The sequence below is a fragment of the Paenibacillus camerounensis genome (assembly GCF_000723885.1).
In the GTDB taxonomy this organism is placed as follows: domain Bacteria; phylum Bacillota; class Bacilli; order Paenibacillales; family Paenibacillaceae; genus Paenibacillus_AQ; species Paenibacillus_AQ camerounensis.
In genome coordinates this window covers 35,952-62,571 of record NZ_CCDG010000054.1, presented here as the reverse complement: position 1 = coordinate 62,571, position 26,620 = coordinate 35,952, and the positions used below count along the sequence as shown (strand labels likewise).

General features: G+C 52.5%; 26 protein-coding genes and 1 tRNA gene. 16 read left to right on the top strand and 11 right to left on the bottom strand.

Annotation, left to right across the window (positions count from 1 at the left end):
- A partial coding sequence (locus BN3772_RS20175; RefSeq protein WP_042201747.1) for an ATP-binding protein occupies nucleotides 1-1,490 on the top strand: 1,490 nt, incomplete at its 5' end.
- Between the two features lie 292 nt (nucleotides 1,491-1,782).
- Here BN3772_RS20175 and BN3772_RS31585 read toward each other — a convergent pair.
- Together BN3772_RS31585 and BN3772_RS20170 are read right to left on the bottom strand one after the other, a co-directional pair.
- Nucleotides 1,783-1,905, bottom strand: a complete 123-nt coding sequence (locus BN3772_RS31585; protein ID WP_280114394.1) for a hypothetical protein — start codon at nucleotides 1,903-1,905, stop codon at nucleotides 1,783-1,785.
- Between the two features lie 67 nt (nucleotides 1,906-1,972).
- Nucleotides 1,973-3,124, bottom strand: a complete 1,152-nt coding sequence (locus BN3772_RS20170; protein WP_042201745.1) for a YkvI family membrane protein — start codon at nucleotides 3,122-3,124, stop codon at nucleotides 1,973-1,975.
- Nucleotides 3,125-3,303: 179 nt separating this feature from the next.
- Here BN3772_RS20170 and BN3772_RS20165 point away from each other — a divergent pair, with 179 nt between their 5' ends.
- The 3 genes from BN3772_RS20165 to BN3772_RS20155 all read left to right on the top strand — a co-directional run bounded on the left by BN3772_RS20165 (nucleotide 3,304) and on the right by BN3772_RS20155 (nucleotide 4,605).
- Complete coding sequence (locus BN3772_RS20165; RefSeq protein ID WP_042175354.1) at nucleotides 3,304-3,876, top strand: xanthine phosphoribosyltransferase; 573 nt, start codon at nucleotides 3,304-3,306, stop codon at nucleotides 3,874-3,876.
- Nucleotides 3,877-3,981: 105 nt separating this feature from the next.
- The gene (locus tag BN3772_RS20160; RefSeq protein WP_042175355.1) at nucleotides 3,982-4,299 is read left to right on the top strand and encodes a hypothetical protein; all 318 of its coding nucleotides are present in this window, start codon (nucleotides 3,982-3,984) and stop codon (nucleotides 4,297-4,299) included.
- 87 nt (nucleotides 4,300-4,386) lie between these two features.
- Nucleotides 4,387-4,605: a hypothetical protein gene (locus BN3772_RS20155; RefSeq protein ID WP_042201744.1), complete on the top strand. Its 219-nt coding sequence runs from the start codon at nucleotides 4,387-4,389 to the stop codon at nucleotides 4,603-4,605.
- A gap of 73 nt (nucleotides 4,606-4,678) precedes the next feature.
- Here BN3772_RS20155 and BN3772_RS20150 read toward each other — a convergent pair whose 3' ends face one another.
- Nucleotides 4,679-5,134, bottom strand: a complete 456-nt coding sequence (locus BN3772_RS20150; RefSeq protein ID WP_042175358.1) for a YhjD family protein — start codon at nucleotides 5,132-5,134, stop codon at nucleotides 4,679-4,681.
- 177 nt (nucleotides 5,135-5,311) lie between these two features.
- Between BN3772_RS20150 and BN3772_RS20145 the strand changes: the two genes are divergently transcribed.
- From BN3772_RS20145 to BN3772_RS20135, 3 genes are all read left to right on the top strand, one after another.
- A tRNA-Leu gene (locus BN3772_RS20145) sits at nucleotides 5,312-5,395 on the top strand.
- Between the two features lie 186 nt (nucleotides 5,396-5,581).
- Nucleotides 5,582-6,607 carry an ROK family protein gene (locus BN3772_RS20140; protein WP_042201740.1) on the top strand — a complete coding sequence of 342 codons (1,026 nt, stop codon included), beginning with the start codon at nucleotides 5,582-5,584 and terminating at the stop codon, nucleotides 6,605-6,607.
- 114 nt (nucleotides 6,608-6,721) lie between these two features.
- Nucleotides 6,722-7,921, top strand: coding sequence for an MFS transporter (locus BN3772_RS20135; RefSeq protein WP_042201765.1), 1,200 nt, complete (start codon nucleotides 6,722-6,724; stop codon nucleotides 7,919-7,921).
- Between the two features lie 157 nt (nucleotides 7,922-8,078).
- On the opposite strand, the gene BN3772_RS20130 is transcribed toward BN3772_RS20135, so the two are convergent.
- From BN3772_RS20130 to BN3772_RS20120, 3 genes are all read right to left on the bottom strand, one after another.
- Nucleotides 8,079-9,233 (bottom strand): DUF2812 domain-containing protein, encoded by a 1,155-nt coding sequence (locus BN3772_RS20130; protein WP_042201738.1) that lies wholly within the window; start codon nucleotides 9,231-9,233, stop codon nucleotides 8,079-8,081.
- Nucleotides 9,230-9,568, bottom strand: a complete 339-nt coding sequence (locus tag BN3772_RS20125; RefSeq protein WP_042201737.1) for a PadR family transcriptional regulator — start codon at nucleotides 9,566-9,568, stop codon at nucleotides 9,230-9,232. The genes BN3772_RS20130 and BN3772_RS20125 overlap by 4 nt, the downstream gene beginning before the upstream one ends.
- Before the next feature lie 65 nt (nucleotides 9,569-9,633).
- Complete coding sequence (locus BN3772_RS20120; RefSeq protein ID WP_042201736.1) at nucleotides 9,634-10,482, bottom strand: YihY/virulence factor BrkB family protein; 849 nt, start codon at nucleotides 10,480-10,482, stop codon at nucleotides 9,634-9,636.
- A gap of 365 nt (nucleotides 10,483-10,847) precedes the next feature.
- Here BN3772_RS20120 and BN3772_RS31065 point away from each other — a divergent pair, with 365 nt between their 5' ends.
- A complete protein-coding gene (locus tag BN3772_RS31065) occupies nucleotides 10,848-11,042 on the top strand; it encodes a hypothetical protein (RefSeq protein ID WP_209443676.1) in 195 nt (64 codons plus the stop codon).
- Nucleotides 11,043-11,208: 166 nt separating this feature from the next.
- On the opposite strand, the gene BN3772_RS20110 is transcribed toward BN3772_RS31065, so the two are convergent.
- Nucleotides 11,209-12,063 (bottom strand): SDR family NAD(P)-dependent oxidoreductase, encoded by an 855-nt coding sequence (locus tag BN3772_RS20110; protein ID WP_042201735.1) that lies wholly within the window; start codon nucleotides 12,061-12,063, stop codon nucleotides 11,209-11,211.
- Nucleotides 12,064-12,276: 213 nt separating this feature from the next.
- Between BN3772_RS20110 and BN3772_RS20105 the strand changes: the two genes are divergently transcribed.
- The 3 genes from BN3772_RS20105 to BN3772_RS20095 all read left to right on the top strand — a co-directional run bounded on the left by BN3772_RS20105 (nucleotide 12,277) and on the right by BN3772_RS20095 (nucleotide 14,938).
- Nucleotides 12,277-12,759: a MerR family transcriptional regulator gene (locus BN3772_RS20105; protein ID WP_052380609.1), complete on the top strand. Its 483-nt coding sequence runs from the start codon at nucleotides 12,277-12,279 to the stop codon at nucleotides 12,757-12,759.
- A gap of 106 nt (nucleotides 12,760-12,865) precedes the next feature.
- The gene (locus tag BN3772_RS20100) at nucleotides 12,866-13,960 is read left to right on the top strand and encodes a glycerol dehydrogenase (protein WP_042201733.1); all 1,095 of its coding nucleotides are present in this window, start codon (nucleotides 12,866-12,868) and stop codon (nucleotides 13,958-13,960) included.
- A 96-nt stretch (nucleotides 13,961-14,056) separates the two neighbouring features.
- Nucleotides 14,057-14,938 (top strand): divergent polysaccharide deacetylase family protein, encoded by an 882-nt coding sequence (locus tag BN3772_RS20095; RefSeq protein ID WP_042201731.1) that lies wholly within the window; start codon nucleotides 14,057-14,059, stop codon nucleotides 14,936-14,938.
- On the opposite strand, the gene BN3772_RS20090 is transcribed toward BN3772_RS20095, so the two are convergent.
- On the bottom strand, nucleotides 14,925-15,704 hold the full coding sequence (locus BN3772_RS20090; RefSeq protein WP_086074677.1) for an N-acetylmuramoyl-L-alanine amidase: 780 nt from the start codon (nucleotides 15,702-15,704) through the stop codon (nucleotides 14,925-14,927). The two genes, BN3772_RS20095 and BN3772_RS20090, sit on opposite strands and share 14 nt — an antisense overlap.
- A 195-nt stretch (nucleotides 15,705-15,899) precedes the next feature.
- On the opposite strand from BN3772_RS20090, the gene BN3772_RS20085 reads away from it, so the two are divergent.
- Complete coding sequence (locus BN3772_RS20085) at nucleotides 15,900-16,088, top strand: YqzE family protein (RefSeq protein WP_042201729.1); 189 nt, start codon at nucleotides 15,900-15,902, stop codon at nucleotides 16,086-16,088.
- A gap of 233 nt (nucleotides 16,089-16,321) precedes the next feature.
- On the opposite strand, the gene BN3772_RS20080 is transcribed toward BN3772_RS20085, so the two are convergent.
- The 3 genes from BN3772_RS20080 to BN3772_RS20070 all read right to left on the bottom strand — a co-directional run bounded on the left by BN3772_RS20080 (nucleotide 16,322) and on the right by BN3772_RS20070 (nucleotide 20,362).
- Nucleotides 16,322-17,416, bottom strand: a complete 1,095-nt coding sequence (locus BN3772_RS20080; protein ID WP_052380608.1) for a hypothetical protein — start codon at nucleotides 17,414-17,416, stop codon at nucleotides 16,322-16,324.
- 154 nt (nucleotides 17,417-17,570) lie between these two features.
- Nucleotides 17,571-18,620, bottom strand: a complete 1,050-nt coding sequence (locus BN3772_RS20075; RefSeq protein WP_042201728.1) for a YqhG family protein — start codon at nucleotides 18,618-18,620, stop codon at nucleotides 17,571-17,573.
- Entirely contained in the window at nucleotides 18,617-20,362 is a 1,746-nt protein-coding gene (locus BN3772_RS20070) for a DEAD/DEAH box helicase (protein ID WP_042201726.1), read from the bottom strand. The genes BN3772_RS20075 and BN3772_RS20070 overlap by 4 nt, the downstream gene beginning before the upstream one ends.
- Before the next feature lie 331 nt (nucleotides 20,363-20,693).
- On the opposite strand from BN3772_RS20070, the gene BN3772_RS20065 reads away from it, so the two are divergent.
- The 4 genes from BN3772_RS20065 to BN3772_RS20050 all read left to right on the top strand — a co-directional run bounded on the left by BN3772_RS20065 (nucleotide 20,694) and on the right by BN3772_RS20050 (nucleotide 26,594).
- Entirely contained in the window at nucleotides 20,694-24,461 is a 3,768-nt protein-coding gene (locus BN3772_RS20065; RefSeq protein ID WP_244444803.1) for an LAGLIDADG family homing endonuclease, read from the top strand.
- 108 nt (nucleotides 24,462-24,569) lie between these two features.
- Nucleotides 24,570-24,905, top strand: coding sequence for a MazG nucleotide pyrophosphohydrolase domain-containing protein (locus BN3772_RS20060; RefSeq protein ID WP_042201724.1), 336 nt, complete (start codon nucleotides 24,570-24,572; stop codon nucleotides 24,903-24,905).
- Between the two features lie 3 nt (nucleotides 24,906-24,908).
- On the top strand, nucleotides 24,909-25,490 hold the full coding sequence (locus BN3772_RS20055; protein WP_042201723.1) for an LOG family protein: 582 nt from the start codon (nucleotides 24,909-24,911) through the stop codon (nucleotides 25,488-25,490).
- 342 nt (nucleotides 25,491-25,832) lie between these two features.
- Nucleotides 25,833-26,594, top strand: a complete 762-nt coding sequence (locus BN3772_RS20050; RefSeq protein ID WP_042201722.1) for an SDR family oxidoreductase — start codon at nucleotides 25,833-25,835, stop codon at nucleotides 26,592-26,594.
- The last annotated feature ends 26 nt before the right edge of the window (nucleotides 26,595-26,620 follow it).

Sequence of the window (26,620 nt, the reverse complement as noted above, 5' to 3'; positions counted from 1 at the left end):
GCGCGCTGGCAGAGGAGCTGGAACGTGCTGAAGCGGAGTTTGCAGCACTGGACGAAAGGTATACAGAATGGCTGCGGCAGCACCGCTTGCCGGAAGGGCTCTCCCCGGAGGGCCTGCCGGATATCTTTGCGCTGGCGGAGCAGGGAAATGAACTGCTCCGCCAGCGCGGCAAGCTGGTTCAGCGGCTTGGGGAGCTGGAAGCAGAGTGCCGGGCCTTTGAGGACGAGGTTCTCTCGCTGCGGCTTCAGACCCTGGGTACAGCCGAGAGCGCTCCGGCGTCTGACGCCGCAGCTGATTCCGCAGGTGCATCTGGTGTAAGCGACAGCTTGAACGCTTCGACTCATCCGCAAGACGCCGCAGGCAATTCTTTGCCTTCAGCAGATACTGTGTCTCCAGCCGATTCCGCTGCTGTTACTCATGGTGGCCCGGTGACTCTCTCTCCTGGCTATACACCAGACGGAGCAGGCAGCTATTCAGGGTCAGCGATCCCGTCAATCCCTGTGTTCAGCCTGCTGAGCTGGCTGGAGAACCGGAAACGGGAGTGGGAGCTGCTGCGCATTGAATTGCTGCGCAGAGAGGGCTTGTCTGCCCGTAAGGCCGAGATCCAGGAGGAGCTAACAGAGCAGCTTGAGCAGCTGGAAGGACTGCAGCAGCTTAGCACTACTTTGCTGAGTGAAGGCGGGGCTGCTGACGGTGAAGACTTTCTGCGGCGCGCAGCGGCAGTGCAGCAGCGGTCCGGGCTTACTAGAGCTGTCCGCCAATGGGAGCTGGCAATGTTCAGCGGCTGGGAAGGCGGCCGGACGGAGCCATTACAGCAGCTGCTGGAGCAGCATGATGCTGCTGCACTCGCAGAAGAACGCTCTGCCGCAGAAGCAGCTGCAGCAGAGCTGGAGGAAGAGCGGAATACACTTCTGGAACAAAGAGGCAAGCTGCTGCAGGAGCAGGAGTATCTGAAGGAACGCTGCATGGAGGATAACGTAAGCCAGCAGCTGGAAGAGCAGCGGTCGTCACTGCGGAATCTGGCCGGCCAGTATGCCGTTAACGTAATTGCCGCCGAATTAATCGGACGGACCAGACGCATTTATGAGCAGGAAAAACAGCCGCAGGTGCTGCAGCTGGCCTCTGTCTATTTTGCCAAGCTTAGCGGCGGGGAATACCGGAGAATTGTCATGACACTGGGGCATAAGGAGCTGAAGGCTGAGCATGCGAGCTTGGGGCTTCTGGACAGCTCCCTGCTCAGCAGGGGGACACAGGAGCAATTGTACCTGGCGATACGGCTGGCTTTGGCCGAAACAATGTCCGGGAAGTCGGCTCTCCCGCTGATGCTGGACGATTTGTTCGTTAATTTCGATGAACACCGTCTGCATGCCGCGTTATCTCTGGCAGGGGAGCTGTCCTTAACCCGTCAGATTGTCATGATGACCTGCCACCGTCATGTTGCGGAGGCAGCTGCACGGATTATTCCTGCAGCAGCGGTTATCCCTGTATAAACGGAAAGGCAGCGTAACGTTCCTCACAAGGACGTTCCCCTCAAGGCTTGAAGAGACTGATTCCCGCACACTGGGAGCTGTTCATCTCTTTGATTCCGGGACGGTAGCGCTGCCTTTTTGCTTTATATTGTTTTTACCAGTTTTGGCCGAGAACAAAGGGGGAAGTCCCTCCGACAAGCCTAAAAGTAGCAGCTCAGCCGCGAACAAAGGGAAAAATCCCTTTATTGATACCGATACGAGCCGCCAGCTTTGTATGTCCCAACTCTTATCTCCTGAATCCCCTAGCAGCCGTCTAAGCCATAGCACGCATGCCCTTAGCCGCCCACTGCGCTCCCGGATCACCGCTTAGCCATCCACTATGCTCCCGGCCAACCAGCATCACCGCCGCCTTCCGCTCCCGGCCAACCAGCATCACCGCCCACTTTGCTCCCGGCTAACCGGCTTCACCGCGGATTCCACTCCCGGCTAACCAGCATCACCGCTCACTTCCGCCCCCGGATAACCGGTTTAACCGCTACAATTGTAATGCCCTTTTTCTTATCCCTTTCTTTCGCATCCGTTCCCATCCCGTCAGAACCGGAAGATCCCGGCGGGCGCGGCGGCGGTGACAGCGGTGCGCGCAGCAGCATGCTGACCCAGACCAGAGCCAGAGCGCCGAAGATCGGGTAGAATAATCCAAGGAGCGAGCTGAAGCCGAACTGGCTGAAGAGATAGCAGAACAGCATCAGCAAAGGGGTGACAAGCGCTGGAGCAACCGGAAGGCGCTGCTGGAGCTGGACGCTCACGCCATAAATATTGGCGACGAAGGTGCTGAATATTTCCAGAAAGATCAGCAGCAGATAGATCAGCTGCACGATGGAGCCGAGCCGGAAGGCGATGCTTCCCATAGGCACTTCGTATTGCAGAATGCCCGGCATCTGTGAGCTCATGGCAAAATGAGCGGCAAGCAGCATGAAGCCGATGCCGATACCGCCTAGTATTCCGCCGCGTACCAGCGCTTGTTCATCCTCCGTATGGCGGGCGAGGGGAACCAGCACGGCCTGGGCCATTCCGAGATTAAAGGCGGTGTACAGCAGCGGTGACATCCAGGCGCTGAAGGTGCTGTGGTCTGTGTGGAGGAAGAGGAACCGTTCCGCTCCCGGCAGCCCGAATGTATTAAAAATAATGATAAGCGACAGAGTAAGCATCAGCGGCACAACGAGGCTGTTAAGCTGCATAATGCCTGAAATCCCGCGCTTCAGCAGAATGAATGAGCCAAACAGTGTAATCAGCAGCCCCGCCTGATAGGGAAAGCCAAGATGCTCCTGAAAAATAGCCCCGGCGCCGGCAAGCATAATGCTGTTGACTCCGATCAGAATGACCATGGTGAACAGGCTGATACGGCTGCCCGTTTTTTCTCCAAACAGATGACGGTTAAAGTCCTCATAGGAATCCGCACCGGTCCGGCGGGCGATCACCATCATCTTGGTTCCCAGCCAAATGAACAGTACCGTCGACAGCATGATGGTCAGCAGCGCCCAATGGCCGTACCGGGTAAAAAAACGGAGAATCTCCTGGCCTGTAGCGAACCCGGCGCCGACAATCGTCCCGATATAGGTGAAAGCAATCTGCAGCGTACGGACATGCGATTTCATAGCTTCACTCCTTATGTGCTGTGATTATAAAAATGGGCTGTGCCCGCCGGATTGCCTTGTGCAGTCCATATAGTACAGGTTATGATGATAGCCAGAGGGACATGACTTCCGTGCTGGTGAAATGAACGGCTGTGCATGTGGAATATCTGGAATTATTAAGGTAATGGAGGTACTAAGTCATGGAAGTATTGAAACAGCGGATTTTAGAGGAAGGGGTCGTCCTGTCAGATCAGGTGCTGAAGCTGGATGCCCTGCTCAACCACCAGGTTGATCCGATCCTGACGATGGAAATGGGACGGGAGTTTGCCGGGAGGTTTGCGGATGCAGGCATTACGCGGGTGGTCACCGTAGAATCCTCGGGTATTGCCGTGGCGTTTGCCACCGCGCTGGAGATGAAGGTGCCGCTTGTATTTGCCCGCCGCAAAAAAACGCTTTTGGCTGATCCTGATGCCTTGTGTGAGCGGGTTCCGTCATTTACAAAAGGAATTGTCACTGACATTATGCTGTCACGGCAATATATTTCATCAGCAGACAAGGTTCTTTTTATTGATGATATTATCGCTAACGGTGATGCTGCACGCGGACTGATCAAAATCATCCAGCGCTCCGGGGCTGAGCTTGCCGGAATGGGCGTGGTTGTCGAGAAATGCTTCCAGGCAGGGGCACGTACAATCAGAGATCAGGGGATTCTGCTGGAATCGCTCGTCCGTATAACCTCACTGGAGGACGGCAAGGTTCATTTCGCCGATTAAACCGGTGACAATTATAGGAACATAGCCTATTTTTAAAACATCTTCTTTTCACCCTATAAGTTTTCCTTTATAATAAGCTTTAGACATAGGAGAGGAGGCGTCACAATGGGGAAAGAACCGGTGACAGAGCAATTTTTTATTGATAAACTAACCGAGGCCAAGGATCATTTCGAGCGTGCGCTGGATTGTAAACACACAGAGTTCGACGATCTGTATCCCTATATGATTGAACATCCTCAATTTTTCTGGTACAAACGTTATGTTGCATGGTCGGAACTTTTGACGATCACTAGCCTGTGCGAAGAGCTGGAATTCAACTGGAAACAGAATTTCACAGAGAATCAGGTTGAGTATCTGGAGCAACGTGTGATGTCCGCTAAAGTTCTTGACTTCTGGTTTGAGAAGAATGAAGCGCTGATATAGGATCTTTGTTAAGGATGAAAGACCCAAATGGATTCTCATTTGGGTCTTTTTTTGAATAGGACAAGCTAGTGGAAAGGAGGGATGACCATGATCAGCGATGAACAGCTGGATGCCTACCGCATATCCGGTGAGAAGGTGCGCGTTATCCGTGATGCTATTGAGAGTAATGATGTTAGAGGCATCATTCTGGCCTGGGATGATACACAGGTGATGGTTCGCCGGCCTAATAAGCATGTTGTTAAGCTAGACCGTAATTATGTATTTCAGCCATACTCGGAGCCGCGTAAAGGTCTGGATGATCTGTAGGTAAAATAGTAAAAAGAGCAGAGCCCCCGTCCTAATCAGGACGGGGGCTCTGCTGCAGTTAATCTGACGGAATTCAGATGGACATAGCCATCTGCTCGACGCTTTCGGTCTTCGGCAGTACAGCAAGCTCGGGGTTAAGCCCCAGATATGCACGCATGCGCTGCATCATCTCATTGCGGAAGCCCGGCCACTGGATATTGATGTTACCGGTATAACCCCGGCATGCGTAAGAAGCTTCGACACCACGCTGATCCTGGCGGATGGTGGTAATCTTAAGATTGTGGGAGGACAGCTCGCGGGTTACCTCCTGGAGCATCAGTGAAGTCTTCTTCGTTGCGCTTGTTACCAGCTCCATATAGAGCTGAGGGGTCTTGAATAATCCGCTCCTGCCGATTACACGGCAATCGCGTTCAAATACTTTATGAATAAACGTCAGCAGCAGATAGCTTCTCACAAGGGACAGTTCGTCTTTGGTTATATCTTCAGGAATAATGGGTGTGTTCAGAGTAGTTCTGGTAGTGGTCGCCATATAAATCACCTCATTTATAGTATGCGAACTTCTGTTCTTATTATACCTTGAATTTATAATGAAAAGCAATAATTATCCAAAAAATAATGAAAAGCAATGAAATAATAAAAATATTGACTCTGATATCTATACATGATATGATCTATCTTGTGGTCGCGAAAGTGCCCCTCATAATATGCGGTCATGGCGGAATTGGCAGACGCGCTGGCTTCAGGTGCCAGTGGTAGCAATATCGTGGAGGTTCGAGTCCTCTTGACCGCATCCTATTGTAGAAGACCCGTAATCGCTTAGGCGATACGGGTCTTCTTTTTGCTATGGACAGATGATCACTGTGTGTCGGTTTTATGTGGAATCCTGTAATGAACACTTGACATAAGCCTTTAAAGCCACTATATTTGCACTTATTAAAAGAGTTATAATAACTTGCCGTTATGAAAGGAGCCTGTTATGACCGTATCCCATAATACACATCAGGTCAAAAGGATAAATGTAGAGCTGGTGAAAAATACATTGAAGGCCGCGGGGACCGGAACGAAGGCATCGATTGCCGGTATGACACAGCTGAGTGTAGCTACTTGCGGCAGTATTTTGAATGAGCTGGTCCGCAGCGGGGAGGTGCTGGAGCTTGAACTGGAGGAGTCGAGCGGCGGTCGTCCTGCCAGACAATACATGTTCAATGCTGATTATGCCTGCGTGCTCTGCCTTATGGTGAGAACTGAAGGCGGACGGCATTCCGTATCGTACATAGTGGTTAATCTGACAGGGGACAGGCTGGATGAAGGGACCCGTGACTTTACCAGGATTAATGCGGATACAGTGGATCTGCTAATCGGAGAGCTGACCCAAAAATACAGCAATATAAAGGCAGCCGGCATCGGCATACCGGGAGTTGCACACCGCGGGGTAATCGGCATCTGTGATGTGGCTGAGCTGGCTGGAGTCCCTTTGGGTGAGCAGCTCAGCGAGAAGTACGATATGGATATCATCGTTGAGAACGACATGAATGCTACCGTATACGGGTTTTATCAGCTGCATAATCCGGAGGAGGACCAGCCGTTTGCCGTAGTCACCTTTCCCAAGCACCATTTTCCGGGAGCAGGCTTTATCGTAAACGGGCGGATGGTGTCGGGGATCACCCATTTTGCCGGAGAAATCTCGTACCTTCCTTCTGCATACACACGGGAGGAGCAGCTTCAGCGGCTGCATAAGCAGGAGACCTTTATCCCCATGGCGGCCCAAATGCTGGCTTCGGTCATCACGATACTCAATCCGGTCTCGGTAGCCGTTACCGGCGAGCTGACAGACCCCTCTATGACGCAGGAGCTGCTTAATGAATGCCTGGAGCATATTCCGCAGGAGCATATGCCTGCGCTGCTGATCAAAAATAACACACAGGAAGAATACATGACCGGCATTACTGCCCTTACGCTGGAGAGTCTGACGTACAGGCTGCAGCTGGTTGAACGCAAATAATAACGGGCATCAAGTCCGGTCTGAGTCTTTAATTTGTCCATAATCAACATTCACATCTTTCGGGAGGCTTTTACGTTGAAACAGCGCACAACATCATTTAATAAAACCTATGCTATGCAGCTGGTTACGATCTTCTTGGGTTTTATCATCTTTGGGATATCAGAGAATATTAAAGGACCGGCCATTCCGCGGATCCAGTTAGACTTTCACTTGAACGAGGAGCAATTAGGAAGCCTGCTGTCCCTCAACGCACTGGGTTATCTCATTGCCTGTTCGTTCACCGCTATACTGGTCCGTAAATTCGGAATTAAAGCGACAAGCATCATTTCATTTGCCTCCATGCTGCTGTCCGGTATTTTTATCTTTGTCTCGCATGCTTATCCGGCTTTTGCCGCCTCTTACTTCCTGATGTATATCGGCAACGGAATGCTGGAAATTGCCCTGGCTATACTGGGGGCGCGGATTTTTGTCAAAAATGTCGGTACGATGATGAATCTGTCCCATTTTTTCTATGGATTAAGCTCGACTGTTGCCCCGCTGATTGCCACGGGGATGATGTCGGTGCAAATATTCGGGCAGGAACTGGATTGGCGGGGAATGTATCTGGTGATGCTCTCACTGTCTCTGCTGCCGATTCTGACTGCGCTGCGCAGCACCTTTCCGGGGGATGATCTGCCGGCTGAACAACGCACGCCCTTCAAAGAATTAAGGCGGGACCCGGCCTTATGGTGGATGGTACTGATCCTCTCCTTCGGCGTTGTGTCTGAGCTGGCTGTCGGCGGCTGGCTGGTTAATTTCCTGGAGAAGGCTTACCGCTGGGATACCGTTAAGGCCTCCGGCCTGCTGTCCGCATTCTTCCTGCTGTTCTCAGTCGGCAGGCTGGTACTGGGACCGTTGACTGACAAAATCGGCTTTACGCTGTCGCTGATTATCTTCTCGGGCTTCTCAGCTGTCTGTACCTTTGCAGCACTGGCAGGAGGTGAGTCCTGGGCATTCCTGTTTGCTGCCGCCGGCCTTGGGATTGCGATGATCTATCCGACCGTTATGGCCTTCATAGCCAAGCGTTATCCGGGCGGAAGCGATACAGCCATTACTTTTACAGTTACTATGATGGGGCTGGGCAGTGTAATCGGGAACTATATAATCGGCTTTGTTATCGAAGCGGTAAAGAAGGTGTATGGTGAGAATAACCCGGATGCACTGCTGCGCGGGCTACAGGCTGGATATGGTTTTATTGGACTGTGTGCGCTGCTGTGTGCGGTATGCGGCTTCGTTCTGTACCGCTTCCTGAAGAAGCGCGGCGAGCTGATCTAACGCACAATAGCCAGTTTGTCAGACAAGATCCATGCTCTAGCCGGGGAATCGGGTTGCTGGGGAGTTGGCTTAATATAGGTACGAACTGAGGACGCAGTGACTACGCTCGAATATGAAAAAGGGTGCTTTCCTGTTATAGGAGAGCACCTTTTCTGCGTTAATTCAGGCTGATTTTAAGCCGTCTGTAATACAGCCAGGTTCTGCTGACAAAGGAGCCGAAGATGATGACTGAGACAAGCATCAGCAGAATATTGGTAAGCCGCGCAGGGTTGGCGCCGTCACCGCCGGCACTGCCGATAAAGACTGTAAGATTCAGCGAATAGAGCAGCAGCATAGGCAGGAAAAGCAGAGTATAGTACATAGCGATTCTGCGCACATGCTTCAGGCGGTGGAACGGATCGCTGTACATTTGCGGGCGCTCTTCACCCTGGTCATACTCCTTGCTCCATATCGTCCATTTGCGGGTAGAAAAAGAGGTGCTGAACCTGTTCTTCCAGCCGGCCGCCCTGTGCAGCTCGAAGTAATCCGGGTCTGCGGCAAGCTGATAATCCGCATGATAATTCACCAGCCGCGGACTGCCTTTAATGAAGTAGAACATCGTACCCAGCCGTCCGACCTTGTACAGGTTGTAACCGCGGCGTTCCTGATTCTCAAGCCATTTCTCCAGCCGGTCCGGGGAGTACATCCAGCCGAGTCTCAGACGGACAGCCCTGCGGCCTGCTGACAGATGCATAGGCTCGGACGTTTGTGTCCGCCCATTCTCGCTGTAGTAGTGCCTGCTCTCAGTTCTGATCTTGTAAAGAGCTGTCACGGCGGCTGTAAGCAGCAGAAGAAGAACGAAGCCTGCAATCCCGGTAACCAGCCACATGGGGCTTTTCACAACATGGACAGGTGTGCCTGACCATACTGAAGCAGCGAGAAGAGTCACCGGGATGATGGTAATAACAGCTGCATACACGGTTACTCCAGTGAAGAACAGGGAGTGGGTTCGGCTGCGCTTAAGCAGGTCTTTCCGGGCCGGGTATAGCTTAATCTGCTCCGGCTGGCCGCTGTTAGCATATACAGACCATTTGCCCTGCTGCAAATGCTTCCTCCAGCCAACGGCGGCCAATGCTGCCGGAATATCCGTTATGGCTGAAGGGTCATAGGCGATCTGCCATATCATGCGGACAGGGCTATCCTGCCGGAATGAAAATGTGCGGAGCCGCAGATTCCAGCCTGCAAACATCCAGCCCTGGGCGGCCATTTCTGTTAACCAGGCTTCGGTCCGGTGTAATTCATAGCTCCAGAAGGGACGAAAGACGGTTTTCATAAAAAATCCTCCTCACAGGCGACGGCGTTGCGGTGCAGCTCCTTCAATCTGCTGATTTCAACTGTCATCACTTTTTTGCCGGACTCCGATACCTCATAGACGGTTTTGCGTTCTTCGTCGGCGTATACAGTAATCAGCCCGTCCTTGTTCATTTTGGTTAATGTACCGTACACTGTGCCTGATCCCAGCTTAATCCTTCCGCCGGACAGCTCTTCTACATGCTTGATGATCCCGTAGCCGTGGCGCGGTTTCGACAGAGACAGCAGGATGTAAAAAGCCGTTTCGGTCATCGGTACATATTTTTTCAGCAGCTTATCGGTTGCGGACAACTCCATCACCTTTTCCTTGGTCATGCTCAAACTATATCATGACGTGACTATATCACGTCGTGACATAATAATCAACCGTGTCTGGCCGGAATGGTAATCTTACGGTTCAGCAGAATCGCATTGATCTCTCCGCCAACCAGAATAATAATCGAGCTGATATAGAGCCAGATTAGCAGAATCATGACCCCGCCAAGGCTGCCGTAGGTTTTGGTAAAGTCACTGAACTGGTTGACATAGACGGAGAACAGCACGGATGTGATGATCCAGCCCAAGGTGGAGAAAAGCGCTCCCGGCATAACCTCTTTAAGCCGCAGCCTGCGGCTGGGGGCAATCCAGTAGAGCAGTGTGAATACGACGAACATGACGAAGAGGGGGACGGCATATTGGAGCAGATCCCAGAGCTTGTTCAGGCCATAGGGCAGATCAGCCAGTAAAAAGACCTGTGTCTTCAGCCAGCTTCCGAACACGAGCAGAAGAATGCTAAGCAGCACAACTAAGCCGATTGACAAGGTAGCCAGAAAAGCGATCCCCCGGACCTTCCAGAACACTCTGCTCTCATCAATATCATAAGCACGGTTGAGGCCTTTGATAATGGCATTAATTCCTTTTGAAGCGGCCCACAGTGTTGCAAGCATCCCAAATGAGAGCAGTGCCTGGCTCCGCCCCTCAGAGACATCCTGCAGAATTTCATTGATAATGGAGACGGCTTCGGCCGGCATAATCCCCTCAAGCTGACTGATCTTGTCCTCGAGGGAGATATGTGCATACCCGATCAGCGTCATAATAAAGATCAGGAACGGAAACAGGGAGAGAATCAGATAATAGGTTAATTGCGCGCTGATGCCCTGCACATCATCGTTTTTAATTTTGGTTAACAGCTCTTTGCCAAAAGAGTACATTCCGGCCGAATTCTTCTTCATATTTCCCTCCTTCAATTACTCTATAATATGTACTTGTGTGATATTAATATTATTATCATTACCCTGAATAAGGTTAAACTCTCTATATACAGGACTGGTTCTACCGTAACGCCCGCCCGCTTGATCTGGCAAGATGGCAGTATCACTTTGAGGACAGCGGACAGGAGGCTGTACTTAAGGCACTGGCTGCCTACCAGAATGAGGATGGCGGATTCGGACATGCCCTGGAGGCGGATTCATGGAATCCCAATTCCTCGCCGCTGTCTACGGCGACTGCCGCAGAACGGCTGCTGGAGATCGGCTATGAGAACAGCGCGCATCCGGTCGTGCAGGGAATGCTGTTGTTTCTAGGCAGCGGGGCCGAAATGGATGATAACACCTGGCGGAATGTGATTGCCTCGAATAACGAATATCCGCATGCTCCCTGGTGGCATACAGATTCGGACAGCACCTTTAATCCGACGGCGATATTGGCCGGGTTTATTCTGCAGCATGCGGACAGGGAGAGCCTGCTTTTTGCCCGGGGATTGGAGATTGCGAAGGAGCTGGAACGGCTATGAACGGGAATTTGCGGTCAGTGAAAACTGGTGGAAGGCGGGAATAGCACTTGATAAGCTGCTGTTTCTGCAGGCGTTCGGGCGTCTGGATTAAAGCTCTATTATAAACAAAGCGGTGCAGAGGCTGATCTCCGGAGGGAGAAGGCTTTCGGCACCGCTTTGTTGGGGATTAGATTACGGGGGCTCCTGAGAATTCCTGCAGATAGATATGTTGAACCTGGTTCAGTACGGCAGGGGCATGTCCGGAGAACTTCAGTGAAGATACCTGATCCTTGATCAGGAAGACACCCGGATTATCTTTGTGTTTACCGAGTGCAGCATTATATAGCAGGCCGGCGCCGTAGCTCGGGTGATGGAAAAACATTTTCATCAGCGGCTTGATGTAAAAGGGCAGACCTGAATTTTTATCCTTGCGGAGTGTATTGTTGCCTCCCGGATCAGCACTGCGGAGCTGGATGCCTTCAGCAGCCAGTGTAGGGGCCAGCTCCTGTGTCCACAGGGAGAGCGCCATTTTGGTGTGAGCATACGGCCCGAACAGCTTTTTAAATGTAAGCGGACGCTCCAGCAGGGCGGGGTCGAATGATTTTATACTCAGAATGGCATTTGAAGAGGTGTTGATTACGGTCGGCATGGAGCCCTTGAGCAGCAGCTCCTTCAGCTCCATGGTTATAATATAGGGAACAACCGTCTGCAGCTCATAGTGCAGCTCACGACCTTGAGGGGAATACAGCAGCTCAGGAAAGCTGCCTCCGGCGTTGTTGAACAGCAGCTCCAGCTTAGGCTCATCTGCTTTGATCCGGTTCAGCGACCCGCGCAGACTGCTGAAGTCGGCCAGATCTGCTGTGTATATCCGCAGTTGCCTGCTGTTGACGGCTTTCATAATTGGAAGGTCATCTGCCGGGAAAGCTGAGCGAATAAGTGCAGCGACCTCCCAGCCCTCGTTAAGCAGTCTGCGGGTCAGCTCAAGGCCTATTCCGTTATTGGCTCCTGTAATCAGCGCGGTTCCTGTATATTGTGTGTTCATTGGAATCTCTCCTTAGGTTAAGTGTAGGCTTTGACAGAGGTGTCTGATGCCCCTTTATCTGCCGGTGGGCCCATTCTATAACTTGGAGCCGGCTCCAAGTCAACAGATGTTTTGACGGAAAATAACAGGCTTGACTTGGAGTGGACTCCAGGTTATACAATAAGGAAACTGCATTGCGGACAGATTACGGTGTGAATTATGGAGGTGAGGGAAATGACCGAAATGACCGAAATGACCGAAATGACCGAAATGACCGAAACAGCTGTAATACCGGAGCAAGCAGGATATTCCATCAAGCAGACAGCTGAGCTTACCGGCATAACAGAGGATACTATCCGGTATTATGAGAAGATTGGACTTCTGCCCCGGGCACAGCGTAAAGGAAATACCCACCGGATCTACAGCAGCGCGGACGTAGAGAGGATGAAGCTGATTGGCTGCCTCAAAAAAGCAGGAATGCCGCTGGATGATATGCGCCCCTATCTAAGTCTGACCCCTGCTACCGCTCTGACTGAGTATCCGGAATTGTACGAGCAGCTTCAGGTGCATAAGCAGAATATTCTGGAGCAGATTGCCTCTCTGCAGCAAATTGTTGATTTCATAGACAACAAGGTCATCGGGAGCGGTTTTGGAGCCAGAAACCAGGATTGTACCCTTGCAGGAGATACCAAACGGATGCCTGTCCGCAAGAAATAAAGGATACTGAAATGAGCTCCATTCCGCCGGAATTGGGGCTTTTTTAATTGCATGCGGAAGGTTACTTCTATACAATGATGCTCAGCTGGGAAATGGAGGAAATTAAATGAGACAGATTACTTTTGCACCGTCCAAATACATTCAGGGCGAGGGAGAGCTAGGCAGGCTGGGAGCCTATTGTGCAGAAATGGAAACCGGGGAGGCTTATGCCGTTATCGACCCCTACATTCTGTCTGTGTATGGTGAGGCCGTAAGGGACAGCTTTGCAGCAGCAGATCTGCCGCTTCAGCTGCGGGAATTTCAAGGGGAGTGCAGCTTCGGACAAGTAGAGCAGATTGTCTCGGGGCTCGATCTTGACAGGGTAGGGGTCATTCTGGGCATCGGCGGCGGTAAAACACTGGATACCGCGAAGGCGGTCAGCCATTATGCCAATCTGCCGGTAATGCTCGTTCCCACAGTGGCTTCTACGGATGCACCGTGCAGTGCGGTCGCCGTTCTGTATTTCGAAGACGGCCGGTTTGACCGTTATCTGTCACTGCGGCGCAGTCCGGATACAGTGATCGCTGATACGGCTCTGATTGCCAAAGCACCGGCCAGGCTGCTGGCGGCAGGGATGGGTGATGCTTTATCTACGTATTTTGAAGCGCGGGCCTGCCGCGAATCGGGCGCTGTCACCGAAGCCGGGGGAGCCGGTTCCATTGCTGCCCTGGCACTTGCCCGGGCCTGCTACGATACTCTTCTCGCTGACGGGGCGGCAGCCTTGGAGGATGTCCGCAAGGGACGGGCTTCAGCGCGGGTCGCCCATATTGTTGAAGCGAACATTTATCTGAGCGGCATCGGCTTCGAGAGCGGCGGCCTTGCCGCAGCCCATGCCATTCATAACGGCCTGACTATACTTGAGGAATGCCGCCACGTGCTGCACGGGGAAAAGGTAGCTTTTGCCACCCTTGTCCAGCTGATGCTGGAGCAGGCGCCGGAGGAGGAGATTGCCGCTGTTGCCGGCTTTTGCCGTGATGCCGGATTGCCGGTAACACTGGAGCAGCTGGGCCTTGCCAATGTTAGTGCAGAGAAGCTGACGGCTGCCGCTGCAGCCAGCTGTACCGAAGAGGGACCGATGAAGAATATGCCGTTCCCTGTTACTCCCCGGGATGTATACGCAGCGATACTGGCTGCCGACCGCCGGGGACAGCAGACGGATTAGGACTGTTAATTATTGCGCATCCCGCCTGTACATATTAAACCTTCGGATTCCAAACAATGAGAGCATTAGTTGCAGAAGACGAAGGGGGCGTTCCTGATGAACACACGATACACAGTCCGTTACAAATGCCGAAAGCTGCTTTCATATGCCGCCGTAGCCGTTCTTATGACCACGCTGATTCCGGGAGCTACATCTGCTGCGGGGACAGCAACTGAACTCCGGGCAGAGGGGAGCAGCATTACGGGAGCTAACGAACAGCCGGCGGAGAGCGTCCGCAGCCGGGTAGTAATCATAGTTGATGATTTCGGCAACGGAATGCGCGGCACGGACGAGATGTTCGAGCTGCCGGTCAAAATAACAGCAGCGGTCATGCCGTTCCTGTCCACTACGGAGCAGGATGCGAAGCGGGCTCATGAACGGGGATATGATGTGCTCGTGCATTTGCCGATGGAGCCGCGTAAGGGCAAGCCGGAGTGGCTGGGACCCGGTGCTGTACTGACCAGCATGAGTGATGCGGAGGTTCGCCAGCGGGTGGAAGCAGCCTTGGATAATGTCCCGTATGCAATCGGAATTAATAATCACATGGGCTCAAAGGTAACCGGAGATGAACGGGTTATGGGCATTGTGCTGGCAGTCTGTAAGGAACGCGGCCTGTTCTTTGTAGACAGCCATACGAATTACCGCTCTGTTGCCGGCAAGCTGGCCCGGGAGCTTGGTCTGCCGCCTGTGGAGAATCACATCTTCCTTGATGATGTTCACTCGGCGGGCCATGTGCTGAAGCAGATGCGGCTTGTGCAGGAGCGCGCGCTGAATCAGGATTTCTGTGTAACGATCGGGCATGTCGGCATTCAGGGTAAAGAGACCGCTGCGGGCATCCGCAGCGGCATTGCAGAACTGAAGGATCATGTGGATTTCGTCGGCATTTCGGATCTGGTCAAGCAAGAATGGCAATGGAAGGCACAGCTCACACTTCCATAAGATAAGCAGCGATTCCGCCGGCAATGGCTTCTGCAAGCTCTTCCTGGCCATGCGGTGTGCAGAGCCGGCTGCGGTCTGCCGGACTGCTTATAAAGCCCGCCTCAACGATTACTGTTGTGGCGGTTATTTTGTTGAGCAGATAAAAGGGCTTGCCCGGTCTCGGGTCAGCCTGCATGCCATACAGCTTGTTGAGCTGATCCTGAATAGATCTCGCCAGCAGAAAGCTGCGCCCTTCCTGGCGGTACAGCACCAGCGGCCCGTGCTTTACCGGTGAAGGAGCCCAGTTGATGTGGACGCTAACCACCACATTTGCCGGAAGCGTCTCCGCGAGCTCCTTGCGCTGGGCCAGATCGCGCATATGGCGGGAGGAGCTGCGCAGCCAGCGGTTCTCATCGCTGGGGGCATAATCCCCTGTACGGTTAAGGATGGCATCGAAGCCGTCGCTGCGCAGCAGCAGAAACAGGCGGCGGGAAATTGCCAGGGTGATATCCTTCTCCAGAATGTCACCATGGGAGGTCCCCCCGTCGATTCCCCCGTGTCCGGCATCAATCAGGATAATCCGCTGGTCGTGGCCCAGCACCTGCCGGCGTTCGTGCTGTGCGGCAGGCGGTGATGCGGCAGGGGTAGTAAGAAGGCGAGCAGCATCAGCGGGTTCGGCCAGCAGCGCCAGCAGTCCTGCTGTAGCGAGCAGTATCGACCATCTGCACCATGTGCGCCTTACGGTTCTTTTGTCATAATCGGCAGTACTCAAGCTTAAATGTCTCATGTGCATGACCTCCTTGCACGTTATTCGGTTCTTCCGGCGAATTCTTTGTTAGATTGTGCTGGAAAAGGCAAGTCTATACGGTCCGCTGCCGGTTTAGGGAGATAAGCTTTGGAGCACACTAGATCCATAGAGATCCGGCAGCGGCCGGATGAAGAAGGATAGCTGATTGTAGAACAAACAGAGGAGGTATGAAGAATGGCTTCCAGCGGAGATGATCTGGTAAAGTACATTACCCAGAAGGTAGTAGTCTATATGGAGGACCCGAAGGCGAGCCGGGAGCGCCGTAAAGCCGAGAAGCAGCCGTGGGCGCAAAGATGGTTCGGCATGCTGCCGCTCGCACTCTCGATCTGGCGGAGCAAATGGACCCGGGAGGAGCGCCGGTGAGCGGCGGATTCCGGATCTGCGGCAGGTTTATACACAAAGCAAACAACCTTCCCGGCCGCATGGCGGCCCTATAACGGGAAGGTTGTTTTGATATTAGGAAGAACATTCGGATGAAAAAGCGGACCCGTCCTGTAAACAGTCTGAAATGACGTTATTTCTGCTGAATAATACGGCGTTTAAAAATTATAACGGAGTCCGTAAGCATGACCGGAAGGGAATCGGGATGCCATAAACTATCGCAGGAGCACAATTAACGGGTCACTGTCAGCCTTTGTTCCATAAGCCATGCCGTTGCCCTTTGCATCCGGCAGCTTATGCAGTGTTCCTGTCTGCTGCAGCAGGGCGAAGGGGAGATACCGCAGTCCCTTCGGGCCGGAGGCAGCATAGATAACTGTGCGGCTGTTCTTGCTATTCGCTCCTTCGGAGTTATGCCAGCTCTGATAGCCGGTAATCATAAACGGAGCTCCGGTCGTGTCATTGGCGCCAGGGGACTGAAAGGCCAGGGCACGGCCGCTGCCAAGCAGGACGGCAACATTGCCGCTATCTACCGCCTTCAGTCTGGAGCTGGCCAGCCAGCTTATATCTTTATAAGGATCATCGGTTCCTCCGCTGAAGCTTGCTGACAGCGGAGTCCAGCCGTTGTCCTTACTGGTTACGGCACCAGCCGCCGGGAATACTGCTCTCATTGCTGCGTCTGCTTTGGCCGGATTCCACGGCAGAAGTTCAAGGGTTACAGCATTTATATAGTAGGTGTGATTGTCCAGCGTCAGCTTCCATACCGGCAGCATTGGCGCATAAAGGGCTGTTAATTCGGCGTTACCGGAATAGGATGAAGGGATAAGAGCCTCCTGCACCGCATACTGGCGCAGTTCGGTCAAGCTGTAAGGAAGGCCGGTTGTGCCCGCCCCGTATTCACTAAGGGAGTAGCCGCCGTCTTCCGTCGCGGAAATGATCATGTAGCCGATACGCTGATCACCGCTGAGCACATTTACAAGCCAGCTGTGAGTGCCCGGGCCGAGCGGATAATATTCGGTCTTGGCATTCTTCCAGGCTGTAAAAGGAGCAGCCACAGATAATTTGCTGATGTTATCCGCAGTAAACTGCTGAAGGGACTTGGGTGAAGTCTGCGGTTTCAGGGTAAGGGTAAGGTCTGGCTGAAGTACCGGAGTGACGGCCTGTGACACCGTATTACGGCTGCCTTGAGCGGTAGCCTCACCTGTTCCCGCAAAAGCTGCCGTAATAGGCAAAAGGGCCAATCCGAGACACAGCAGGGGGAAAAAACGGGTGTGCCGTTTAACCGCTGCAGGCGGTCTTGCCAATGATTTCATATCATCATTCACCTTTCTTCGTCCATAATCATACGGGCTTGTCCTCTACAGCTATTGTAGAGGACAAGTCCTGAAAAGGCTGTTGCTTGCTGTCGCGCAGGTGCTTGGAAAACGGCTTGTTTTTTTGCCTGCTTTTAGCAGACCTGGTCGTATTCTATGAGCTGCGCAGATGAAACAGACCATATGTGACAGCGGAAACTGCAACTTGCGGCTCGTACTGCCAAGCCGTCTCAGTCCGCCGGGCATTATATTGCTCCTCGATTGCCTGCTTCTTCTCCTCGTCCGGCTCCTTTAGCAGCTCGGCATAATAGAGATCGACGATGCTTAGCTCCAGCTTCAGCCGTTCCCGCGCCTGCTCAGCCCAGCTGTAATCCATCCCGGCAAGCTGTCCGGTCAAATAGCTCTCCAGCCTGTCGGCACCGCCGGATACACTTAAATCATAAGGCTGAATATGAATATTCTCCGGCAGCCGCGGAGTCAGCTCCAGCCGGTCCAGCCTGGAGCCGAAATCTGTGGCAATCTTCCCGGTGGTCAGCGAGATCCCGAGAAAATGCAGCTCCTCCCGTTTCAGGTCGCAGGTCATCTCAACCTTGTAACAGACGCCCAGCCATGGCTCATAGGCTGCTGAGAATAAGGTCATCCGCTGCCTGCTGCCGGGGTCCTCGAACAATTGGAGGCATTTGCCTTCATCCCGCGCCGCAGCCCAGATCTGGTTGAGCCGTTTGCTGCCGTAGATGACATCCTCGCGGCGGATCATGCCAGGCCCCAGACGCGGCAGTGCCGGAACAACCCCGAAATAACGGGCGAGTATGCTGTCCTGCGGATCGGCCGATACTCCGGGCGGTCCTCCAGCCGGGGCACCGTCCGGGGCCGTTCCGGCGGCGGCTGGCTCGGCAGCAGCCTCTGCGTTTAAGCTGACCTGCGGCTGATTCACGGCGCTGCGCGTCCGGGCAGGCGCTGCTGCCTGGGCAGCGGCATGATCATATTGCTCCGGATCGAATACGAAGGTGAATGAAAGCGTCTCCGGCGCTGCGCCTGTGCGTTCTACAAATCCCCAATAATAAGGCCTGTCGGTCAGCATACGGTCAGCCCGGGGTGAGAGCTTAACGGTTACATGCAGCGGCGAAACTTCGATAATGGTACAGTCTGTGGCCTCCAAATATTCCATTACATGCTTGCGGACTTCCTGTGCTGTCAGCGTCATGGCGTAGCCCTGCTTTCCTTCCGGGCTTCCTGGGAGAGACCGCTCAGCGATTCGCCGATATGATCCAGGCTGCTGCGCAGCTCCTCGTCGCTGCGGGCTTCCAGCATGATTTTATAAAGGCTTTTTTCCAGTGATTCCTTCTGTTCAAAGCGTTCCAGGATTACATCCAGCCCCCCGATGACCATCTCGAACATGTTGATTTTTTCGTGCAGCAGGTGGAGAATATGCTCTTCAATGGTTCCCTGGGTAGACAGGTTATATATAACAACGTCATTCTGCTGGCCCAGCCGGTGCACCCGGCCGATCCGCTGCTCCACCCGCATCGGGTTCCAGGGCAGATCGAAATTGATCATATGGTGGCAGAACTGCAGGTTAATGCCCTCGCCGCCTGCTTCAGTGGCAATCATCACCTGGGCACGCCCGCGGAAGAGATCCATCATCCAGTCCTTTTTACCGCGGTTCATCCCGCCGGAATAAGGTACACACTGCAGCCCGTGATCACGGAAATATTGCAGCAGATACTCTTGCGTGGCCCGGTATTCCGTGAACACAATGACCTTCTCGTTCATATCCCGGATCAGCTCCATCGTTTTCTCTGCCTTGGTGTTCGTCTTGACTGTACGGATGCTCTGCAGAAGTTCCATCATCCGGTCACGTTTGGGCGAATCGGCAGGCAGCTTTTTGATCAGATTAACGAGTGTGATGAAGACCGCATCGCGGCTGCTGCAAACCTCGCGCTGAAGCGTGACAAGGGAGAGCATACTGCTGAGATTGCCGCCGGATTCCTGATAAGTGTCCTTTACAAAAGCAGTCACCCCGTCATACAGCGCTTTTTCCTCCGGTGAGAGGATGAGCGGGATGTTCCGCACTTTACGTTTCGTGAAGTTTACAGGTCCTTCGCCGCGGCGGTTGCGGATCATCACCTTGGAGAGCTCGCCGCGCAGCTGAACCTCGTTCTTCGGCTGCCGCTTATCGACAACGAAGTTGGCTGCAAAATCACCCTGATTCCCAAGCTGTCCCGGCTTCAGCAGCGTGATCAGATTGAACAGCTCACCAAGATCATTCTGGACAGGCGTCGCGGTGAGCAGCAGGCAGTATTTTTTGCGGAGCTGCTGTACGAACTGGTAATTGGTCGATTTCTTGTTCTTCAGCTTGTGGGCCTCGTCAATAATCAGCATGTCATATTCGGAGCTTAACAGCAGCTCCTTATGCGGGTCTCGTTTGGCTGTATCCAGGGATGCGACGACGATGTCATTGCCCCAGGAGTAGGCTTTTTTCTGGGCGACGGCGGTAATCCCGAACTTGGCATTCAGCTCCCGGACCCATTGCAGCACAAGTGAAGCAGGGACCAGGATCAGTACTTTACCTACCAGGCCGCGGACCAGATACTCTTTTAGGATAAGCCCGGCTTCAATTGTCTTCCCGAGACCGACCTCATCAGCGAGAATCGCGCGGCCGGACATTTCAAACAGCACCTTATGGGCGGTATCAAGCTGATGAGGGAGCGGAGACAGGCCGGACAGATGCTTGGTGCACTGCAGCTCGTCAAAGCTTGTGACCAGTCCACTTTGTTCACCCTGCACAGCAAGCCGGGAACATTTCCAGTCTCCCCAGGGGCCGCCTTTTTCCAGCCTCGATTCCAGATCCTGCAGCCAGTTTCGCTCAAAGGATAGAGGGACCGGCAGCAGCGGGGCAGCCTGGCCTTCCACCTGCGGTAAGGAATTGCGGGATAATTGCGTCATGTTGCAGCCTCCTCCGGCGCGGTATTATATCGGAATGCGTAGAAGTAGTATGCTCGTATTAAAGAGAATTCATAACAGAGACTAAAAAACCGCGAAATCGCCGGAAAAAGCGACCCAAAACTGTTTTTTCTGCGGAATCGCTTCTATTTTCAAAAAGGAACTCTGCTACAATATGTGGTATAGTGATGAAGCATGTTCATACAATATATTGTTACAAAAGCGTGAAATGTTGGTTTGCTGAATGCATTTGGCGGTTGTTTTTTATTGACAAGCCAGGGCATAGTGTTACTGTAATTCTGTTTTACATATCACATACCGGGAGGTTTTTCTATTGAGTACAGAGGGACCCAAGCAGCGCCTCGAAGGACTGAGCGAGAAGATATTTTTGGACCGTTACGCCTGGAAGGATGCGGACACAAACAATGCCAAGGTGGGCGATGTAGTACTGGTGCTGACCAAGGATGACCCGAAATTTCCGACCAAGGAGGTCGGTGAGATTGTCGAGCGCAGCGGCCGGATTGTGAAGGTTAGAACCCGCAGCGGCGAGCTCGTGCAATCCGATGTGGAGAAGCTGACACTTAATATAGAAAAAACACCGGAGGAAATGTGGGACCGGCTGGCTGCAGCCATGGCCTCTGTCGAGAAGACGCCGGAGCTGCAGAAGGAGTGGACGGACAAGTTCCGTTCGATTCTGGATGACTGGAAGCTCGTTCCGGGCGGCCGGATTGCCGCTGGTGCAGGAGCGAGCGAGGAGCTCACTTTGTTCAACTGCTATGTGGTTCCTTCGCCCAAAGACAGCCGCGGCGGCATCATGCAGACTCTCTCTGAAATGACCGAAATTATGGCCCGCGGCGGCGGTGTCGGCATTAACCTGTCCTCGCTTCGTCCGCGCCGGGCAATTGTCAGAGGCGTTAACGGCTCGTCCAGCGGCTCTGTGTCCTGGGGCGGCTTGTTCAGCTACACTACCGGACTGATTGAGCAGGGCGGCAGCCGCCGCGGGGCGCTGATGCTGATGATCAACGACTGGCATCCGGATGTGCTGGATTTCATCACCGTGAAGCAGACAATGGGCCAGGTCACCAATGCCAACCTGTCGGTGTGCGTGAGCAACAGCTTTATGAAGGCAGTCAAAGAGGATCTGGACTGGGAGCTGGTCTTCCCGGATACAACGGATTCCGATTACGATGAAATCTGGGACGGTGATCTGGATAAATGGAAGGCGGCCGGCCGCAAGGTTATCCCTTACCGGACCGTCAAGGCCCGCGATATCTGGCATACGATTATCGAATCGGCCTGGAAATCGGCGGAGCCGGGCGTTGTGTTCATGGAATACTATAACCAGATGTCGAACAGCTGGTATTTCAATCCGATCATTTGTACGAATCCTTGTTTCCACCCGGACACTCGCATTACAACAGAATATGGACTCCTTACAATAGAGGAATTATATAAAAAGACAGCCGGAGAATCGTTCCTGGTCGGAACCGATTTAAGACTGGTCGAGCAGGCAAAAGTAGTCGGCGGCCGAAGCTATGAAATTCCGGGTCTGCAGATGAGAAGGGCGACGGTATTTCCTACCGGCACGAGAGAGACCTTGAAGATTTCCCTGCAAAATGGGGTTGAATTATCTGTGACACCTGAACACCGTCTGTTTACCGACTCCGGCTGGAAAGAGGCTCACGCCTTAACCGCTGAAGACCATGTATATCTGCAATCAGGTGAAGGCGGCTTCGCGGCGGAAGACACACTCGGGGAACAGTGGGGCTGGTTCCTGGGGTGGCTGACTGGAGATGGCTGGATTTCCAGACGCGGCGACATTGGCATGGTATTTGGTGAGGCGGACAGCGAAGTCATCCCGGCACTGATTGCTGCTGGAGAAAGTATTACGGGCGTAACCGCCAAAGTGTTTAACCGGGACAACGGGACCAAGCAGGCATACTGGTGGCGCAAATCGTTCCGCGAGCAGCTTGAAGCCCTTGGAGTCAAAGCTGTCAAAGCGGCGCAAAAAGAGGTTCCGGCCGCACTGTATACCGCTTCGCGCACGACAGTTGTAGCTTTCCTTCAAGGATTATTTTCGGCAGACGGAACGGTGTATGAGAATGACGAGATGCACCGGAATGTAAGGCTGACATCTGCATCAAAGAAGCTGCTGCAGGGCGTTCAGTTGCTGCTGCTTAATTTCGGGATTAACAGCTCCATTTATAATCGTCCCAAGAAAGCACAGGCTGTCTTTACTTACACAACTCTAGGTGGAGAAGAACGAACTTACGAGGGCAGCGGGTTCTATGAGCTGATTCTAAGCGGCAACAACATTGTGCAATTTAAGGAAAAGATCGGCTTCAAGCTGATTACCCGAAAACAAGAAGCGTTGGAACGGATCGCCAGACCATCGCGCAAATCAGAGAAGTTCATGTCCAAAGTCGTTGGTATTGAGACTGGAGAGGTTGTAACGGTCTATGATATCACCGAGCCAGTAACGCACTCGCTGATTGCCGGCGGAGTAGTTGCTCATAACTGCGGTGAACAAGGACTTCCAGGCTGGGGTGTCTGCAACCTTTCGGCGGTTAATCTCTCCAAGTTCTATGATGCGGAGAACCATGATGTGGACTGGGCAGATCTGGCGAGAACAACCCGTTACTCCGTCCGGTTCCTTGATAATGTTATCGACAAGACACCGTATCATTTCCCGGAAAATGAAGCGAATCAGAAGCTGGAACGCCGCGTAGGCATGGGCACGATGGGTCTGGCCGAGCTGATGATCAAGCTGAATATCCGTTACGGCAGCCCGGAATCGCTGGAATTCCTGGACAAGCTGTACGGCTTCATGGCAAGGGAGGCTTATCTGGCTTCAGCGGAGATTGCCGGGGAGAAGGGATCATTCAAGGCATTCGATACTGAGAAATATCTGCAGAGCGGATTTATGCGCAATATCGCCGGGGTGTATCCGGAAGTCGGTGAATCCATCCGCAAGCACGGCATGCGCAATGTTACCGTAATTACCCAGGCTCCTACAGGCAGCACAGGAACTATGGTCGGGACCTCGACCGGGATTGAGCCTTATTTCGCCTTCAAATATTTCCGCCAGAGCCGGCTTGGGTATGATGAGCAATTCGTACCGATTGCCCAGGAATGGCTGGAAGCCCATCCGGGTGAGGAGCTGCCGGAGTATTTCGTTACATCAATGGACCTGTCCGCCAAAGACCATATCCGTGCGCAGGCGGCGATTCAGCGCTGGGTGGACAGCTCGATCTCCAAAACAGCGAACTGTCCGTCCGACTTCACCGTCGAAGAAACGGCTGAGCTGTATGAAATGGCCTTCGATCTTGGCTGTAAAGGCGTAACGATCTACCGTGACGGCAGCCGCGATGTTCAGGTGCTGGAAACGTCGAAGAAGGAAGACAAGAAGGACACCCCGGCCGCAGCAGAGCCTGCTGCCGAATTGGCTACGGCGGCAGCGCCAGCTCCGGTAGTAGCAGCTAGCCCGGCACTACAGGCGGATGTGGTCGATAAACAATACAAGAAACGTCCGCAGGTGCTGCGCGGCGCTACCTATAAGATCAATACGCCGTTCGGCATGGCGTATATCACGATCAACGACCTGGACGGCATTCCGGGTGAAATCTTCCTGAATGTCGGCAAGGCCGGCTCGGACGTCTTCGCCATGGCCGAAGCCCTGGGCCGTGTCTGCTCGCTGTTCCTGCGCTACGGCGACCACGGCGAGAAGGTTGAGCTGCTGATCAAGCACCTCAAGGGCATCGGCGGCTCCGGCGCTATCGGCTTCGGCGCGAACCGCGTCGAGTCCATCGCCGACGCAGTAGCCAAAGCCCTCGAGACGCATGTGCAGAACAACGCACATGACGATCACGTCGCCGCTCCCATCGCGGCCACCCTGGAGCTCGATTTCAATGAGGCGCTCAGTGCCGAGCTGCAATCGAGCTTGCCAGCCGCGGCTCCTGCAGATGCCGGGCATGGCGGACACGGGGCGCATAGCCACTCGGCGGCATCGCGGGATCTCTGCCCTTCCTGCGGAGGTGCATCGCTGATAAATATTGAGGGATGTAAGACGTGTGGGAATTGTGGGTATAGCCGGTGTGGGTAATAAATTAATAATAAACATTTATAGACCATGACATTTGACTTTAAAAGTATCATTTTAAGCTCAGACCTTATAATGGTTTGGGCTTTTTATTTTCCTAGGAGGAGACATATGGATATTATTGAATTTCAACAATGGGTCAAGGAATATTACAAGAATCGCAACTGGTCAGACTTAGATATATTTGTCCGCATTGGATTTCTTGCTGAGGAAACCGGGGAGGTAGCCCGTGCAATACGTGCCTTGGAAATTGGCAGAGATCGTCCGGATGAGGCTGCAGGCACATTTCAGGAGAATAAATCTGCATTAACCGAAGAGCTTGGAGATGTTCTGGGAAATCTCGTTGTAATTGCAAATACATATGATATTTCACTTGAAAATATCCTCATATCGCATAAACAAAAGCTTCAGGCACGTTACGCAGAAAATCAAATAAACGGGGGCTAGGTTATGAAATCAATTGCTGTATTTTGTGGTTCTAGTGAAGGGGCTCAGTCCATTTATAAAGAAAGTGCAGCTAAATTAGGCCATGAACTTGCTAAACGCCATATTACTCTTATTTACGGCGGAGCTAATGTCGGACTAATGGGAATTGTTGCCGACGCTGTGCTGGAACATGGAGGTTCTGTTATTGGAGTGCTTCCTCAATTTCTCCAAAATCGGGAGATAGCGCACATGGGCTTAACAGAGCTTATAATGGTGGAATCGATGCACGAGCGTAAGGCCAAGATGGCCGAATTAGCAGATGGATTTATTGCTCTTCCCGGTGGACCCGGAACATTAGAGGAGTATTTCGAGATCTTTACGTGGGGGCAGTTAGGATTGCATCAGAAGCCATGCGGATTGCTGAACATCAATCAATATTTTGATCCGCTGATCGCCATGTTTGATACTATGGAACGCGAACGTTTTATGCAGCCGAAGTATCGTTCAATGGTCATTAATGATGTTACTTCTGAGGGTATTCTAAATCAGTTCACGAATTATAAAGCTCCATCCGTCAAATCATATCTCACAGAAAAACGGACCTGAGCTTCATTTATTCGAAAAATAATGAATTCCAATGAAGTAAAGCAGCCATACTATGGCTGCTTTTTTGATACATGTTGCCAGTTCAAGAACTACTAGAGTTGCTTTTGTGGTCTTTGAAAATCAGCAGGATAAAGTCTACTCATTCCTCTACTGTGACCATCATTATCCATAGCTTAGAGAGGCCAGTAGATGTATTCAATCTCCCTATTATGTTTTATCATCTGTTATCCTTCGCTATCATCTCTTGCCCAAAAGGGCAGAGGGCCTTGCCCCTATGTACGATGTTAAAGAACATTACGTCCTGTATCATGAAGCTATACACAACATGAGGAGGAAAATTATATGCGTTTAGAAAATAAAGTAGCTATTGTTACAGGGGCAGCATCAGGAATGGGTAAAGCAATTGCCGGGTTATACGCCAAGGAAGGCGCTAAAGTCATCGTTTCCGATTTGAACTTAGGCGGAGCGGAAGAGGTTGCAGCTGCTATTAACGGTATGGGGGGCGAAGCTGTTGCCGTTAAAACTAATGTTGCTCACGAAAACGACATTAATGAAATGATTAATTTGGCCATTTCTGCCTTCGGCGGGCTGGACATACTGGTCAACAATGCTGGAATAATGGATGATATGGCACCGGTTGGCGATGTTCTTGATGAGAAGTGGGAGCTTATGTTTGATGTAAATACGAAAAGTGTGATGCGGGCAACACGTAAAGCACTGCCTGTTTTCCTAGAACAGGGAAAGGGCGTTATTATTAATATAGCATCAACAGGCGGTTTCAGCGGTGCCCATGCCGGCGTTGCCTATACAGCTTCTAAACACGCAGTGGTTGGCATCACGAAGAATACTGGCTTCATGTATGCACAAAAGGGCATCCGCTGTAATGCGATAGCGCCTGGGGCCACAATGACCAATATCGTCAACACAATATCCAACGTGAATGAATTAGGTGCAGCACGCACAAAGGTGATTAAAGGTGTGATTCCCCGTCTTGGACAGCCGGAGGAAGTTGCCCAGGTTGCCTTATTCCTCGCATCGGATGAATCGAGCTTCGTCAACGGTGCTGTCATTACGGCAGACGCAGGCTGGACAGCAGGCTTTTAAGAGAAGGCTTTTAAATAAACAAAAAG

Bases quoted from the DNA above. Each gene is read 5' to 3' on its own strand.
- BN3772_RS20070 (WP_042201726.1), bottom strand. From the start codon at position 20,362: ATGACGCAATTATCCCGCAATTCCTTACCGCAGGTGGAAGGCCAGGCT.
- BN3772_RS31065 (WP_209443676.1), top strand. From the start codon at position 10,848: ATGGATGATAACACCTGGCGGAATGTGATTGCCTCGAATAACGAATAT.
- BN3772_RS20055 (WP_042201723.1), top strand. From the start codon at position 24,909: ATGAAATCAATTGCTGTATTTTGTGGTTCTAGTGAAGGGGCTCAGTCC.
- BN3772_RS20080 (WP_052380608.1), bottom strand. From the start codon at position 17,416: ATGAAATCATTGGCAAGACCGCCTGCAGCGGTTAAACGGCACACCCGT.
- BN3772_RS20100 (WP_042201733.1), top strand. From the start codon at position 12,866: ATGAGACAGATTACTTTTGCACCGTCCAAATACATTCAGGGCGAGGGA.
- BN3772_RS20090 (WP_086074677.1), bottom strand. From the start codon at position 15,704: ATGAGACATTTAAGCTTGAGTACTGCCGATTATGACAAAAGAACCGTA.
- BN3772_RS20105 (WP_052380609.1), top strand. From the start codon at position 12,277: ATGACCGAAATGACCGAAATGACCGAAATGACCGAAATGACCGAAACA.
- BN3772_RS20170 (WP_042201745.1), bottom strand. From the start codon at position 3,124: ATGAAATCGCATGTCCGTACGCTGCAGATTGCTTTCACCTATATCGGG.
- BN3772_RS20085 (WP_042201729.1), top strand. From the start codon at position 15,900: ATGGCTTCCAGCGGAGATGATCTGGTAAAGTACATTACCCAGAAGGTA.
- BN3772_RS20140 (WP_042201740.1), top strand. From the start codon at position 5,582: ATGACCGTATCCCATAATACACATCAGGTCAAAAGGATAAATGTAGAG.
- BN3772_RS20120 (WP_042201736.1), bottom strand. From the start codon at position 10,482: ATGAAGAAGAATTCGGCCGGAATGTACTCTTTTGGCAAAGAGCTGTTA.
- BN3772_RS20050 (WP_042201722.1), top strand. From the start codon at position 25,833: ATGCGTTTAGAAAATAAAGTAGCTATTGTTACAGGGGCAGCATCAGGA.
- BN3772_RS20125 (WP_042201737.1), bottom strand. From the start codon at position 9,568: ATGGAGTTGTCCGCAACCGATAAGCTGCTGAAAAAATATGTACCGATG.
- BN3772_RS20095 (WP_042201731.1), top strand. From the start codon at position 14,057: ATGAACACACGATACACAGTCCGTTACAAATGCCGAAAGCTGCTTTCA.
- BN3772_RS20130 (WP_042201738.1), bottom strand. From the start codon at position 9,233: ATGAAAACCGTCTTTCGTCCCTTCTGGAGCTATGAATTACACCGGACC.
- BN3772_RS20110 (WP_042201735.1), bottom strand. From the start codon at position 12,063: ATGAACACACAATATACAGGAACCGCGCTGATTACAGGAGCCAATAAC.
- BN3772_RS20075 (WP_042201728.1), bottom strand. From the start codon at position 18,620: ATGACGCTGACAGCACAGGAAGTCCGCAAGCATGTAATGGAATATTTG.
- BN3772_RS20060 (WP_042201724.1), top strand. From the start codon at position 24,570: ATGGATATTATTGAATTTCAACAATGGGTCAAGGAATATTACAAGAAT.
- BN3772_RS20150 (WP_042175358.1), bottom strand. From the start codon at position 5,134: ATGGCGACCACTACCAGAACTACTCTGAACACACCCATTATTCCTGAA.
- BN3772_RS20135 (WP_042201765.1), top strand. From the start codon at position 6,722: ATGCAGCTGGTTACGATCTTCTTGGGTTTTATCATCTTTGGGATATCA.
- BN3772_RS20155 (WP_042201744.1), top strand. From the start codon at position 4,387: ATGATCAGCGATGAACAGCTGGATGCCTACCGCATATCCGGTGAGAAG.
- BN3772_RS20165 (WP_042175354.1), top strand. From the start codon at position 3,304: ATGGAAGTATTGAAACAGCGGATTTTAGAGGAAGGGGTCGTCCTGTCA.
- BN3772_RS20160 (WP_042175355.1), top strand. From the start codon at position 3,982: ATGGGGAAAGAACCGGTGACAGAGCAATTTTTTATTGATAAACTAACC.